Source organism: Mesorhizobium sp. P160219 (assembly GCF_057786095.1).
The window spans coordinates 5,449,916-5,463,217 of the sequence record NZ_JBYNWG010000001.1; the positions used below are offsets into that span (position 1 = coordinate 5,449,916).

The following is a 13,302-nucleotide window of genomic DNA, read 5'->3' on the forward strand; positions in this document are numbered from 1 at the left end:
CCATGCTGTTCGGCAAGACCATCCTCATCACCGGTGTCGCCTCTGGTATCGGCGCTCGCACGGCCGAACTTGCCGGCCAACTGGGCGCTGACGTGATCGGCGTCGATATGCGTGAACCGGCAGCATCGGCCGGCAGTTTCGTCAAGGCTGACATCTCATCCAAGGCCGGCGTCGACGATCTCCTCGGGCGCCTGCCGCAGCGCATCGATGCGCTCTGCAATGTCGCCGGCCTCCCCGGCAACACCGGTGCGGTGTCGACACTGGCCGTCAACTTCTACGGCCTGCGCGCGCTCTCGGAAGGCCTGGCACCAAGACTTCGTGAAGGCGGCACCGTAGTCAACGTCGCCTCGATCGCCGGCTATGGCTGGCGCGCCAATCTCAACCGCGCGGCATCGATGGTCGGCATCGAAGGCTTTCCCGATGTGGCGAAGATGATCGCCGACCATCAGGTGAAGAACGAGGAAGGCTATCCCGTTTCCAAGGAGCTGCTGCTGTTGTGGACGCAGCGCGCCGCACATCAGGACCTGTTCAGGAGCCGCGGCATCCGCGTCAATGCAGTGAGCCCCGGCCCGGTCGAGACGCCGATCCTCAAACAGTTCCGCAATGTGCTGGGTGACGCCCGCGTGGACAGCGACATCGCCAGGGTCGGGCGCGCCGGAACCTCGGGCGACATCGCGCCTGTCGTGCTGTTCCTGTGCTCGGACGGCGCACGCTGGGTCAACGGCGTCAATGTGCCGGTTGACGGTGGGCTTGAAGCATCGATCAATGCCGAGGTGCTCGGCTTCTAGACCATGATCCCGAAAAGTGGGAGCCGGTGTTCGGATCAGATCGTGGTCGATAATAGATAGAAAAGACGCTCCACGGCGAGCGAGGGAGAGAACAATGGACATCGGACTTCTGATCGACGGCGACAAAAGGGATGCCTCCGGCTCAGCCTCTTACGAGCGCATGGACCCGTTCACCGGCAAGCTGGCGACCCGCGCTGCCGCAGCCAGCATCGCCGACGCCAATGCCGCGGTCGAAGCCGCTGCTGCCGCTTTCAAGACGTGGTCGAAGACCGGTCCGGGCGAGCGCCGCGCTTTGCTGTCCAAGGCGGCCGATGTCATGGACTCCAAGGTCGGCGAATTCACCAAGTTGATGATGGAAGAAACCGGCGCGACCGGCCCCTGGGCCGGCTTCAACGTCATGCTCGCCGCCAAAATGCTGCGCGAGGCAGCCGCCATGACGACGCAGATTTCGGGCGAGGTCATTCCCTCCGACAAGCCCGGCACGCTGGCCATGGCGATCCGCCAGCCGGCCGGCGTCTGCCTCGGCATCGCGCCGTGGAATGCACCGGTCATCCTCGGAACCCGTGCCATCGCCATGCCGATCGCCTGCGGCAACACGGTTGTGCTGAAAGCTTCGGAAATGTGCCCAGGCACACACCGGCTGATCGGCCAGGTGCTGGTCGAGGCCGGCCTGCCCAAGGGGGTCATCAATGTCGTCACCAATGATCCCAAGGACGCAGCGACAATCGTCGAGGCACTGGTCGCGCACCCGGCCGTAAGGCGTGTCAACTTCACCGGCTCGACCAAGGTCGGCAGGATCATTGCCGAACTCGCGGGCCGTCACTTGAAGCCGGCGCTGCTCGAACTCGGCGGCAAGGCGCCGCTGGTCGTGCTCGACGATGCCGACATTGACGCCGCGGTCAATGCGGCGACCTTCGGCGCCTACATGCATCAGGGCCAGATCTGCATGTCGACCGAGCGCCTGGTCGTCGATGAAAAGGTCGCCGACGAGTTCGTCGCCAAGCTCGCCGCCCGCGCGGCGCAGCTGCCTGCCGGTGACCCGCGCGGCCATGTCGTGCTCGGTTCGCTGATCAGCGACCAAGCCGCCGACAAGATGGAAGAACTGGTTGCCGACGCCGTCGCCAAGGGCGCCAGGCTTGTGGCCGGCGGCAAGCGCACCGGAACCGTGGTCGAGGCGACATTGCTCGACCACGTGACGCCGGCGATGCGCGTCTATTCGGAAGAATCCTTCGGCCCGGTCAAGCCGGTGATCCGCGTCAAGGGCGAGGACGAAGCGGTATGTGTCGCCAACGATACCGAATACGGCCTGTCTTCAGCCGTGTTCAGCCGCGACATCCGCCGTGCCATGACGGTCGCCGCGCGCATCGAAGCCGGTATCTGCCACATCAACGGCCCGACCGTCGGCGACGAGGCGCAAATGCCGTTCGGCGGCGTCAAGGGTTCAGGCTACGGCCGCTTCGGCGGCAAGGCCTCGATCGCCGAATTCACCGACCTGCGCTGGCTGACGATCGAGGATCCGGGGCAGCACTATCCGTTTTGACTGCACCTTCTCTCACAGGGGGAGAAGGAAAGGAGCCCTCAGGCCCGTTGCCTGGCGAGCCAACGGATTCCCGCATCAAAACCCGGCAAGGCTCGAGCCACGCGATCGGCGGCCCCTCCCGGAGTTGTAAATCGTTTAATCGTGGGTATTTTACCCCTCAAGCACATGCCGCCAGACGGCGGCAAGCGGTTTTGGGACTACCACAAGTGCAAAGCAAAATACGCGATGCGGATCGCGCCGGGGAGGAATCGTCATGCCAAACAAGGCCTCGCCGCTGGTCATCAGCGCGCCGGAACCACGCACGCTCGACCTGATCTTCACCCCACCGCAGCTGGCGCGCCTCAAGGCGCATTACCGCGTCGTCGAGACGACGGCCGAGGGCGTGGCGAACTTGCCCGCCGACGTGCTTGCCGAAGCCCGCTATATTATCGGCCAGCCGCCGATCTCGCCCGAGACCTTGGACCAGATGCAGGCGCTGCGTTGCGTCTTCAATGTCGAGACCAACCTCATCAACAACATGCCCTATGAGACGCTGTTTGCGCGCGGCATCCATGTCGTCACCACCGGCCTCGTCTTCGCCGAGCCGGTGGCCGAGCTTGGCCTCGCCATGGCGCTCAACCTTGCCCGAAATATTGTCGATGCCGACCTCGCTTTCCGCAAAGGCGAGGAGCTGTGGGGCGGCGATGGCAATTTGACGGCGCGGCTTCTGTCCGGCGCCGATGTCGGCATCATCGGCTTCGGCGATCTGGGCCGTGCGCTGAACCGGCTGCTGTCGGGCTTTCGTACCCGCACCAAGGTCTTCGATCCCTGGCTGCCGCCATCGATCCTGATCGACAATGGCGTCGAACCGGCCTCGCTCGACGAGGTGCTGTCGACCAGTGACTTCGTCTTCGTCGTCGCTTCGGTGACCTCGGAGAACCAGGGTTTTCTCGGCACCGATGCTTTTGCCAGCATGCGCAAGGGCGCCGCCTTCATCCTGCTCAGCCGCGCCGGCGTCGTCGATTTTCCGGCCTTGATGGCGGCGGTGGGAAGCGGCCACATCGTCGCCGCCAGCGATGTCTTCCCTGAAGAACCGCTGGCGCAGGACCATCCGGTCCGCACGATCCCCGGCTTCCTGCGCTCCGCCCACCGCGCCGGTGCGCTTGACATCGCCTTCAAGCGCATGGGCGACATGGTGCTGGAGGACATGGACCTGATCGACCGCGGCCTGCCGCCTCTGCGCTCCAAGCGCGCCGAGCGCGAGACGGTGTCAAGGATGCGTTCGAAGCCGGCGGACAGGAACTAGTTGTCGCGAGAAATCCGCCTGAGATGGATTTCGCAGTTGGCCAAAACCCCTTTGTCATCGCCGCTCAGGATGACCGGGAACCTTCCGGCATTGGCGTTTTTCAGCCGGATCGCTCCCATTCGATCCAGATCCTACTATCGATACCCCGCCAGGCGTAGCCGGCGGGGTATTGATTTTGAAAGCAATCGGGCTGTGGGAGGCCTGGCCTACTCCAAGGAGGCTCGTCACGATTCGCGTCGGTGGCGGGCCTTTTTATTCACTCCCGAGCAAAGCCGGAGGCGGTCTGCCCGCCTCGCTCTATCCGGCAGCAACGCCGGCTGCCGAGCGATTGGCCAGCACCAGCCCGACCTCGCCGACAACCTGATCGACGCGCTTCAGGATGGGTTCGGCCCGCAGCACGCCGTCGGAAAAGTCCTTGTCCGTGGCATAGACCCCTGTCGGCAGCGTCAGCGCCTCGAAGAAGCCGAACAACGGCCGCAACTGGTGCTCGACGATCAACGCGTGGCGATCGTTGCCGCCGGTGGCAAGCAGCACCACCGGCTTGCCGCGCAAGGAAGCGGGATCGAACAGATCGAAGAAGTGCTTGAACAGGCCGGTGTAGCTGCCCTTGTAGGTCGGCGACCCCACCACCAGCACATCGGCATTGACGACGCTGTCGAAGATTGCCCGCGCCTGACCGTCGAGATCGCGCGCCCATTTGGCAGCGCCAAGTGAGGGGCCGAGGTCTTCGATGTCGTAGGTACTCGCCGACAATCCATGCTGGCGCGCAATGTCCCTGACGACCTGGTCGACGAAGCCGCGCGTCTTGGACGGCCGGGTGAAATTGCCGGAAAACCCGACGACGGTTGGATTGGGCATGTTTCTCTCACCTCTCGCGGACCTGCTTGATGCCGCATATTTACAGGCTTGCGCCTGCCGCAAGAAGCAAATGACTGACCTTGCAGCAGCATAGTGAGGAATTTTTTTCCGTTGCCCGCTCGTCTCAGGCCGCGAGAAGCGGGCCATAGGATTCCAGGTAGAAGCCGGGCGACCTTGCGCAGGTCCGCACCGCCTCCCTGGCGGCAACCGTTTCCTGCCACCGCAGCAGGCGCTCGCATTCGGTCGGCATGACGAAGCCCAGATATTTCTCAAGCACGCACAGCTGTTCGAACCAGGGATAGAAGGCGATGTCGGCGGCGCTGAATTCCGAGCCCAGCAAAAACCGTTCGTCCGCCCCTCGCCTCGCAAAGGCATGCTGTTCCACAAAGCGCAGGGCGTCGGCAAGCTGGGCCTTGATCCGCTCATGAACCATAGCGTCGGAACTGTGCATCATGGTTGCCGTCCTGGCGTAAAGCTGCGTGTCGGCGAAGCTGATCCAGATGCGCGCCTCAGCGCGGGCCTGAGCATCCCTGGGGAAAATCGGCCGTTCGGGGAATGCATCATCGAGATATTCGCAGATGATCGCCAACTCCCTGACATATTGCCCCTGATGGCGCAGCAGCGGCACCTTTCCCGTCGGCGTGAGTTTCAGGAACCACGCCGGCTTGTTGCGCAGATCGATTTCGATTTCCGTCGCCTGCAGGCCTTTCTCGGCAAGGGCGAGCCTGACACGGTGCGCATAGGGACAAAGCTGCGCGACAAAAAGCTCGATTGGCGGCATGAATAACTCCTGAGTTTCGTTATCGCCGACAAGCGGCCTGTCGGGCATAGCTAGGTCCAGTAAGGCCGGCGCGCTATTCGACAGCGTCTGGATTGATTTATCGATCGTCTGTTTCTGGAGCGAAGCGTGGATCTCCTGGCTACCCTCATGCGCGAATTGCACTTCGCAGCCGCCGGGTACCGGCGCCTCGAACTGGCCGCTCCCTGGGCGATCTCGTTCAGCCAGGCTGGGCTTCGCGGCATTCACGTCGTCATCAAGGGGCGATGCGAGGCGGTGTTCGGTGAGGAAGATGTCGAGCCTCTCGATGCCGGCGACCTGATCATTGCACCGCGCGCCGATCCGCATGTGCTGCGGTCGCCCGGCGCGCTCAAAAGCGCGAACGTCCCCGCCGCCGAACTGGCGACCCAAACCGCAGCCGGGCGTATTCGCAGCGGCGGCGAAGGCGAAAAGACCGTCATCCTGTGCGGCGCCTTCGCCTTTCGCGACGCCGACCATCCGGCACTTGCCGGCCTGCCGCGCATCGTTCACATCCGGGGATCGAATGGCCGTCTGCCCAAATGGCTGCGTGGCTATGTCGAGGCCTTGCTGGTGGAAGCGACCGACGAAGGTCCCGGCAGCGACGTGGTCATGGCTCGCCTGTCTGTGGCCATCGTCACGCGCGCCTTGCGCTCCGGTCTGGAAAGCATGGACAATCCAGGTTGGCTGAGGGGATTGCAGGACCCCGCGATCGCCAGAGCGCTCGCCACCCTGCATGAAGCCTATGGCCACGACTGGACGATCGAGACCCTGGCACGCGCGGTCGGGCTCTCCAGGGCAACCTTTGCCGCCCGCTTTCGCGATCTCGTCGGCGAAGCGCCCATGGCCTATCTCTTCGGCTGCCGCATGCGGCAGGCCAGCCGGCTGCTGCACGAGGGCAAGAGCCTGGGCCAAGTCGCCGAGGCGGTCGGCTACAGCTCGGAAGCCGCCTTCTCCACCGCCTTCAGGCGCCACGCCGGCGTCTCGCCCGGCCAATTCAGGAAACGGAAGGATCTGTAAGGCAGAGCGATATTGGCGGCGGCCGCGCCTCGCGGTAGGACTTTGCCAGCACTATGTCTGATCATATCCCGACGCGGTTCGCCGCCGCTTTGCCCAGGAGATGCTTCGTGCCCAAAGGTTCTGACCTGCTTGTTGCCGCCCTCGAGAATGAGGGCGTCGATCGCATCTTCGGCATTCCCGGCGAAGAAAACCTGGACGTCGTCGAATCCATCCGCAAATCCTCGATCCAGCTCATCCTCACCCGTCATGAGCAGGCGGCGGCGTTCATGGCCGCCACCCATGGCAGGCTCACCGGCAAGCCAGGTGTGTGCATCACCACGCTGGGACCCGGCGCCCTGAACCTGACGACGGGTGCCGCCTATGCGCTGCTCGGCGCCATGCCGATGATCATGATCACCGGGCAGAAGGGCATCCGCTCGTCGCGCCAGGCCCGCTTCCAGATCGTCGACATCGTCGCCGCGATGAAGCCGTTGACCAAGCTGTCACGCCAGATCATCTCGGCGAAGACCATTCCCGCCGTGGTGCGCGAAGCGTTTCGGATTGCCGAAGAGGAGCGTCCGGGACCGGTGCATCTGGAACTGCCCGAAGACATCGCGGCCGAGGAGTGCGACGATGTCGCGCTGATCCCGCCGCATCCGGTCGAGCTTCCGCTGGCCAGCCCGCTGGCGCTCGACCGTGCCGCTGAGATGATCATCAAGGCGCAGCGTCCGCTGGCGATGCTGGGCGCCGCCGCGTCGCGGCCGCGCTCAACCTCCGACCTCGCCCGGTTCGTTATCAGAACCGGCATCCCCTATTTCACCACGCAGATGGGCAAGGGCACGGTGCCTGGCGGAACCGAGCTCTATATGGGCACCGCCGCGCTGTCCGAGCGCGACTATGTCCATGAGGCGATAGAGCAGGCCGACCTCATCATCACCATCGGCCACGACACGATCGAGAAGCCGCCCTTCATTATGGGCGACAAGGGACCGAAGGTGATCCATGTCGGCTACCAGCCGGCCAATGTCGAGCAGGTCTATTTCCCGCAGACCGAAGTGATCGGCGACATCGGCGCTTCGCTCAGGCTGCTTGCCGACCGGATCGAGGGCAAGATCCCCAACGCGCAGGCGCTACTGCCGCTGCGCGAAGGGATTTTGAGCCGCATTGCCACCCGCGCCACCGAAGACCGTTTCACGCCGCAGCGCTTGGTGCACGATGTGCGCGCGGTGATGCCGGCCGATGGCATCCTGGCGCTCGACAACGGCATGTACAAGATCTGGTTTGCGCGCAATTACCGCACGCGCGTCGCCAACACTTTGCTGCTCGACAACGCCCTGGCCACGATGGGCGCCGGCCTGCCCTCGGCGATGACGGCCGCGATGCTCTATCCCGGCCGCCGCGTCATGGCGATCTGCGGCGACGGCGGCTTCATGATGAACAGCCAGGAGCTGGAAACCGCCGTCAGGCTGAAACTTAACCTCGTCGTGCTGATCATCGAGGACAATGCTTTCGGCATGATCCGCTGGAAGCAGGCGGTCGACCAGTTCCCCGATTTCGGCATGACCTTCGGCAATCCCGATTTCGTCAGATATGCCGAGGCCTATGGCGCCAAGGGAACCAGGGTCGGCGCCGTCTCAGAAATACAATCGACGCTTGAACAGGCTTTTGCCGGCGGTGGCGTCCATCTCGTCGTCGTTCCGATCGACTATTCGGAGAACGAGCGCGTGCTGGTCGAGGAACTGCGCCACCGGTTGCCGGCGCCACCGGAGGCCTGACGGTGGAGTAGATACCGCCGCAGCAGCGCTCAGGCGGCCCGGACCTTGGCGCTCCCACGCGCCCAGGTCGGCAGCCAGTCGCCATGTGTCGCCAGCAACTCATCGACCAGCGCCCAGATCTGGTCGAGATCGAGTTCGGCCGCCGTATGCGGGTCCATCATCGCCGCGTGGTAGATGTGCTCGCGGTTTTCGGTCATCAACGCCTGCACCGTCAGTTCCTGCACATTGATGTTGGTGCGTATCAACGCGGTGAGTTGCGGCGGCAGCTCGCCAATATAGGTCGGCTGGATGCCGGAGGCGTCCACCAGACACGGCACCTCGGCGGCGCAATTGTCCGGCAGCGAGGTGATGCAGCCATTGTTGCGGACATTGCCGTAGATCACCGAAGGCTCGCCGGTCCACACCGAATTCATGATCGAGGACGCGTATTCCTTCGACTGCTCGACCTCGATGCGGTCGGCCGAGCGATAGGCCTCGGCCTGGCCCTTCCAGCGCTCGATCTGTTCGATGCAGCGCTTGGGGTATTCGTCGAGCGGAATGCCGAACTTCTCGATCAGGTCGGGGCGGCCTTCCTTGATGAAATAGGGCGTGTATTCGGCGAAATGCTCGGAGCTTTCGGTGACGAAATAGCCGAGCCGCGTCAGCATCTCGTAGCGCACCTTGTTGGGGCAGCGTGGGTTCCAGCCCGGCTTCGGCGCCCTGCCCTCGCGATAGGCGCCGACGAGGTCCGGATAGAGATTGCGGTAAGAGCCATCCGGCTGCCGGTGCTCGAACTTCAGGTAGAAGGCCATGTGGTTGATGCCGGCCGAGCGGTAGCGTATCTCGTCGTAGGGAATGTCGAGATCGTGCGCCAGTTCCATCGCCGTGCCCTGCACCGAATGGCAGAGGCCGACCTGTTTGATGTCAGGAAATTTCTCTGAAATCGCCCAGGTGTTGATCGCCATCGGGTTGACGTATTGCAGCATGATCGCGTTTGGGCAGACGGCCAGCATGTCCTCGCAGATCTTCCACAGATGCGGCACGGTCCGGAGGCCGCGCATGATGCCGCCGACGCCGAGCGTGTCGGCAATGGTCTGGCGCAGGCCGTATTTCTTCGGCACCTCGAAATCGGTGACGGTGCAGGGCTCGTAACCGCCGATCTGGAAGGCGACGACGACGAAGTCGGCACCGGCGAGCGCCTTGCGTTGGTCGGAATAGGTCTCGGCCTTCGCCTTCACGCCCAGCGTCGCGATCAGCTTGTTGACGACGATGGCGCTCTCTTCCAGCCGCTGCGGATTGATGTCCATCAGCGCGATCGTCGCGCCTGACAGCGATGGCCGCTGCAGCACGTCGCCGACAATGTTCTTCATGAAGACGGTCGAACCCGCGCCAATGAAGGTGATCCTGGGATGTCTTGCCACTATTAAACCTCCGGCACTTTGCTACGCCACGTCGAAGGCGGCCCTGACGAGCCGTTCGGTGTAGGCGGTCTTGGGATGGGTGAGGACCTCGTCGACGGGTCCCTGTTCGACGATCTTGCCGTTCTGCATGACGATGACGCGATGGCAGAGCGCGCGCACCACCTTGAGGTCGTGCGAAATGAAGAGATAGCTAAGGCCGCGTTCGTCCTGCAGCTTGCGCAACAAGTCGATGATCTGCGCCTGCACCGAAAGGTCGAGCGCCGATGTCGGTTCATCGAGCAGAATGAATTCGGGCTCCAGCGCGATGGCTCGGGCAATGGCGATGCGCTGCCGCTGGCCGCCGGAAAATTCGTGCGGGAACCGCGACAGGATATCGCCGGGCATGCCGGCGCTGACCAGGGCGTCGCGAACCCGACCGACCCGCTCGCGCCGTGTCGTGCCGATCCTGTTGACGACCAGCCCTTCCTCGATGATCTGGCCGATCGTCATACGCGGGTTGAGCGACGAGAACGGATCCTGAAAAACGACCTGCATGCGCGAGCGCAGCGGCCGCATCCCGGCGCGCGACAGGCCGTGGATCGGCTGGCCGTCGAAGCTGACCTCGCCGCGCTTGGCCTCGGTGAGCCTGAGCAAGGCGAGACCGAAGGTGGTCTTGCCGGAGCCGGATTCGCCGACCAGCCCCAGTGTCTCGTGGCGGCAAAGCTTCAGGCCGAGATCGTCGACGGCGACCAGCTCGCGCCAGTCCGGCTTCAGGAAGCTGCCATGGCGTAGCATGAAGCAGACGCGCATATCGCGGGCCTCGAGGATGGTGCCGCTGTTTTCCGGCAGCGGCTGCGGCTTGCCGTGCGGCTCTGAAGCGAGCAGCCGCTTGGTATAGGCATGCTGCGGGTCGGCGAACAGCCGCTCGGTGACGTTGTGCTCGCACATCTCGCCATGCTGCATGACATAGACATAGTCGGAGAATTTTCGCACCACGGTGAGGTCGTGGGTGATCAGGATGACCGCCATCCTGAGTTCTTTTTGCAGATTGCGGATCAAATTGAGGATCTGTGCTTGCACCGTGACGTCGAGCGCTGTCGTTGGCTCGTCGGCGATCAGCACATCGGGGTCGTTGGCGAGCGCCATGGCGATCATCACGCGCTGGCGCTGCCCGCCCGACATCTGGTGCGGATACTGCTTGATGCGCGCTTCCGGCTCGGGGATCTGGACATGCCGCAAAAGCTCGAGCGCCCGCGCCCAGGCTTGCTTGCGGCTGACCTTTCGATGCACTCTGATCGCCTCGACGATCTGACTGCCGACCGTATAGATCGGGTTGAGCGAGCTCATCGGCTCCTGGAAGATCATCGAGATGCGATTGCCGCGCAACTTGCGCCGGGCGCTCTCGGGGAATTTCAGTATGTCCTGCCCGCAATAGTCGATGGTGGATTTCGGCGACACGGTGGCCCGCTTTGACAAGAGCCCCATGACGGCGCGCGCCGTCACCGACTTGCCGGAACCGGACTCGCCGACGATGGCGATCGTCTCCCCGCGATAGAGCTGGAACGAGACATCCTTCACCGCGTCGACGACGCCGTGCTCGACCTTGAAGGCGACCTCGATGTTGCGGGCATCGATGATGGGTTGGTCGTGGCGGCCGGCATGGTCGAGCCGGACGGCTGGTGCGAAGGTGGCTGCGAGCGCTACGGTCATCCCGGCCACCTCAATAGGGATCGACGGCATCGCGCAGGCCGTCGCCCAGCGCGTTGAAGGCAAAGACGGTGATCAGCACGAAGCCGACCGGCGACAGGATCCACGGATAGGTGCCGATGACCGAATAGGTAGCCGTGTCCTGCAGCATCAGCCCCCATGAGATCAGCGGCGGTTTCACGGCGAAGCCGAGGAAGCCGAGAAAGGCTTCGAGCAGTACCACCGTCGGGATCGCGATCGTCACGGCGACGATGACGTGGCTCATCACATTGGGGAAAATGTGCTGCATGATGATACGCATGTCGGTGGCGCCAACCGCCATGGCAGCGCGCACATAGTCGATCCGCGCCAGCGCCAGCGTCTTGCCGCGCACCTCGCGCGACATCTGCGCCCAGCCCAGCGCCGACATGACGATGATGACGAAGGCGAGGAAGACGTTGGTCGGCGCGGTCACCGGGATCAGCGTCGTCAGCGCAAGATAGAGCGGCAATTGCGGGAAGGCGAGCACCAGCTCGACAAAGCGCTGCATCCAGACGTCGAAGCGGCCGCCGAAATAGCCCGAGACCATGCCGACTGTGGTGCCGATGACGGTGATGATGAACACCACCGTCAGCGCGATCATCAGCGAGACGCGCGAGCCCTGGATGGCGCGCGACAACACATCGCGGCCGAATTTGTCGGTGCCGAGAAAATGCACCGGCTGGCCGTCGGCCGAAGCGAAGAAATGCCGGTTGGCGGGGATCAGGCCAAGCAGCCGGTAGTCGGCGCCCTTGACGAAGAAGCCGAGCAGGCGCGGATGCTCGTAATCCGGCCCGACGACCGGCTGGAAGGTGACCGGGTCGAGGTCTGCAGAATCCGCCAGCGCATAGACCCGCGGCTGGAGCACGAAATTCCCGTCTCTGTCGTGAAAACTCATCACTTGCGGCGGGGCGAAAGCGACATCGGTCACCTTGGGGTCCATCGGCGCGAAGAAATCGGCGAACAGCGCCATCAGCACCAGAAGCACGACAAGGATCAGCCCGGCCATGCCGGTCCAGGAGCGCCTCAGCCGGCGCCAGACCAGCGCCATATAGCTCTCATTGCCGCGTGGGGTCGCAATCGCGGTTGCTTCAGCCGGGGGCGGCGGCGGGGATGGGTCACGCGCCAGCATCTAGCTCTCCCTGAACTGGCGTACGCGCGGATCGAGCAGCGCGAGCAGCATGTCGGCGATGATGTTGCCGACGATCAGCGTTGCCGACAGCACCATCATGAAGGTCGCCGTGACATAAACGTCGCCGACCGCCATCGAGCCGACGATGGCGGGCCCGACCGTCGGCAGCGCAAAGATGATCGCCGTCTCGATCTCGCCGGTCAGCATGTAGGGCAGCACCACGCCCTGATACATGATGAGCGGGTGCAGTGCGTTGGGCACGGCATGGCGCATGACGACGGCGCTGCCGGTCAGGCCCTTGGCCTTGGCCGTCTCGACATATTGCGCGTTCAGCGTATCGAGCAGATTGCCGCGCATGACGCGCATATTGTAGGCGAGCCCGCCGAAGGTGGCGATCGCCACCACCGGCCAGACATGCTTGACGAGGTCGGCGAATTTCGCCCACGACCACGGCGCGCCGCCATATTGCGGCGAGAAGAAGCTGCCGATCTCCGACACGTTGAACTGGAAGACCAGGAGATAGACGATGATCAGCGCCATCAGGAAGCGCGGCACCGTCATGCCGAGGAAGGAGATGGCCGACAGCACCGAGTCGATCCATGTGTATTGCCTGGTCGCCGCCCAGATGCCGAAGGTGATGCCGAGCACCGACGCCAGCAGATGGCAGACCAATGCCAGCAGCAGCGTGCGCGGCAGCCGCTCGCCGACCACTGCGGCGACCGGCTTGTTGTAATAGAGGCTGTAGCCGAAATCGCCGCGGGTGATGATGCCGGCGACCCAGTTCAGGTACTGGACGGGCAGCGGTTTATCGAGGCCGTGCTCGACCCGATAGGCCTGCGCCTGCGCGTCGGCTTCGGCAAAAGACGCCCCGCCCTGGTTGATGAGCTGCGAACGGATATAGTCGGCATAGTCGCCCGGCGGCGCCTGGATGATGGCAAAGGTGACCAGGCTCAGGATGACCATGACCGGCACCGCCGATGCTATGCGCATGGCCAGGAATCGCAGCATCGGACCGTTTCTCCTCC

11 protein-coding genes are annotated in these 13,302 nt (G+C 63.8%); 5 read left to right on the forward strand and 6 right to left on the reverse strand.

Annotated features, from left to right (window positions below; translation table 11 throughout):
• Positions 1 to 2: 2 nt before the first annotated feature.
• The 3 genes from AC3EMP_RS26435 (at position 3) to AC3EMP_RS26445 (ending at position 3,613) form a co-directional block, all read left to right on the forward strand.
• Positions 3 to 788: a coniferyl-alcohol dehydrogenase gene (locus tag AC3EMP_RS26435; protein ID WP_027050689.1), complete on the forward strand. Its 786-nt coding sequence runs from the start codon at positions 3 to 5 to the stop codon at positions 786 to 788.
• 94 nt (positions 789 to 882) lie between these two features.
• The gene (locus tag AC3EMP_RS26440; RefSeq protein ID WP_352710864.1) at positions 883 to 2,328 is read left to right on the forward strand and encodes an aldehyde dehydrogenase; all 1,446 of its coding nucleotides are present in this window, start codon (positions 883 to 885) and stop codon (positions 2,326 to 2,328) included.
• A 253-nt stretch (positions 2,329 to 2,581) separates the two neighbouring features.
• The gene (locus tag AC3EMP_RS26445) at positions 2,582 to 3,613 is read left to right on the forward strand and encodes a hydroxyacid dehydrogenase (protein ID WP_352710861.1); all 1,032 of its coding nucleotides are present in this window, start codon (positions 2,582 to 2,584) and stop codon (positions 3,611 to 3,613) included.
• A gap of 297 nt (positions 3,614 to 3,910) precedes the next feature.
• On the opposite strand, the gene msuE is transcribed toward AC3EMP_RS26445, so the two are convergent.
• Together msuE and AC3EMP_RS26455 are read right to left on the reverse strand one after the other, a co-directional pair.
• Complete coding sequence (gene msuE / locus AC3EMP_RS26450) at positions 3,911 to 4,471, reverse strand: FMN reductase (protein WP_023687920.1); 561 nt, start codon at positions 4,469 to 4,471, stop codon at positions 3,911 to 3,913.
• Positions 4,472 to 4,595: 124 nt separating this feature from the next.
• Positions 4,596 to 5,300: a glutathione S-transferase family protein gene (locus AC3EMP_RS26455; RefSeq protein ID WP_488494694.1), complete on the reverse strand. Its 705-nt coding sequence runs from the start codon at positions 5,298 to 5,300 to the stop codon at positions 4,596 to 4,598.
• Positions 5,301 to 5,399: 99 nt separating this feature from the next.
• On the opposite strand from AC3EMP_RS26455, the gene AC3EMP_RS26460 reads away from it, so the two are divergent.
• Positions 5,400 to 6,287, forward strand: a complete 888-nt coding sequence (locus AC3EMP_RS26460) for an AraC family transcriptional regulator (RefSeq protein ID WP_352597146.1) — start codon at positions 5,400 to 5,402, stop codon at positions 6,285 to 6,287.
• Between the two features lie 107 nt (positions 6,288 to 6,394).
• The gene (locus AC3EMP_RS26465) at positions 6,395 to 8,041 is read left to right on the forward strand and encodes an acetolactate synthase large subunit (protein WP_352597095.1); all 1,647 of its coding nucleotides are present in this window, start codon (positions 6,395 to 6,397) and stop codon (positions 8,039 to 8,041) included.
• Between the two features lie 29 nt (positions 8,042 to 8,070).
• Here AC3EMP_RS26465 and melA read toward each other — a convergent pair whose 3' ends face one another.
• From melA to AC3EMP_RS26485, 4 genes are read right to left on the reverse strand one after another with little or no spacing between them, the layout of a single operon-like run.
• Positions 8,071 to 9,441: an alpha-glucosidase/alpha-galactosidase gene (melA, locus tag AC3EMP_RS26470; RefSeq protein WP_352597093.1), complete on the reverse strand. Its 1,371-nt coding sequence runs from the start codon at positions 9,439 to 9,441 to the stop codon at positions 8,071 to 8,073.
• Between the two features lie 21 nt (positions 9,442 to 9,462).
• On the reverse strand, positions 9,463 to 11,130 hold the full coding sequence (locus AC3EMP_RS26475) for an ABC transporter ATP-binding protein (RefSeq protein ID WP_023691351.1): 1,668 nt from the start codon (positions 11,128 to 11,130) through the stop codon (positions 9,463 to 9,465).
• A 10-nt stretch (positions 11,131 to 11,140) separates the two neighbouring features.
• Positions 11,141 to 12,277 carry an ABC transporter permease gene (locus AC3EMP_RS26480; RefSeq protein WP_023687914.1) on the reverse strand — a complete coding sequence of 379 codons (1,137 nt, stop codon included), beginning with the start codon at positions 12,275 to 12,277 and terminating at the stop codon, positions 11,141 to 11,143.
• A complete protein-coding gene (locus tag AC3EMP_RS26485; protein WP_023668135.1) occupies positions 12,278 to 13,285 on the reverse strand; it encodes an ABC transporter permease in 1,008 nt (335 codons plus the stop codon). It abuts the gene before it with no gap.
• Positions 13,286 to 13,302: the final 17 nt, after the last annotated feature.

Excerpts from the sequence above, each read along its gene's own strand:
- AC3EMP_RS26485 (WP_023668135.1), bottom strand. The coding sequence starts at position 13,285 with ATGCTGCGATTCCTGGCCATGCGCATAGCATCGGCGGTGCCGGTCATG.
- msuE (WP_023687920.1), bottom strand. The coding sequence starts at position 4,471 with ATGCCCAATCCAACCGTCGTCGGGTTTTCCGGCAATTTCACCCGGCCG.
- AC3EMP_RS26480 (WP_023687914.1), bottom strand. The coding sequence starts at position 12,277 with ATGCTGGCGCGTGACCCATCCCCGCCGCCGCCCCCGGCTGAAGCAACC.
- AC3EMP_RS26445 (WP_352710861.1), top strand. The coding sequence starts at position 2,582 with ATGCCAAACAAGGCCTCGCCGCTGGTCATCAGCGCGCCGGAACCACGC.
- AC3EMP_RS26435 (WP_027050689.1), top strand. The coding sequence starts at position 3 with ATGCTGTTCGGCAAGACCATCCTCATCACCGGTGTCGCCTCTGGTATC.
- AC3EMP_RS26440 (WP_352710864.1), top strand. The coding sequence starts at position 883 with ATGGACATCGGACTTCTGATCGACGGCGACAAAAGGGATGCCTCCGGC.
- AC3EMP_RS26460 (WP_352597146.1), top strand. The coding sequence starts at position 5,400 with ATGCGCGAATTGCACTTCGCAGCCGCCGGGTACCGGCGCCTCGAACTG.
- AC3EMP_RS26475 (WP_023691351.1), bottom strand. The coding sequence starts at position 11,130 with ATGACCGTAGCGCTCGCAGCCACCTTCGCACCAGCCGTCCGGCTCGAC.
- AC3EMP_RS26455 (WP_488494694.1), bottom strand. The coding sequence starts at position 5,300 with ATGCCCGACAGGCCGCTTGTCGGCGATAACGAAACTCAGGAGTTATTC.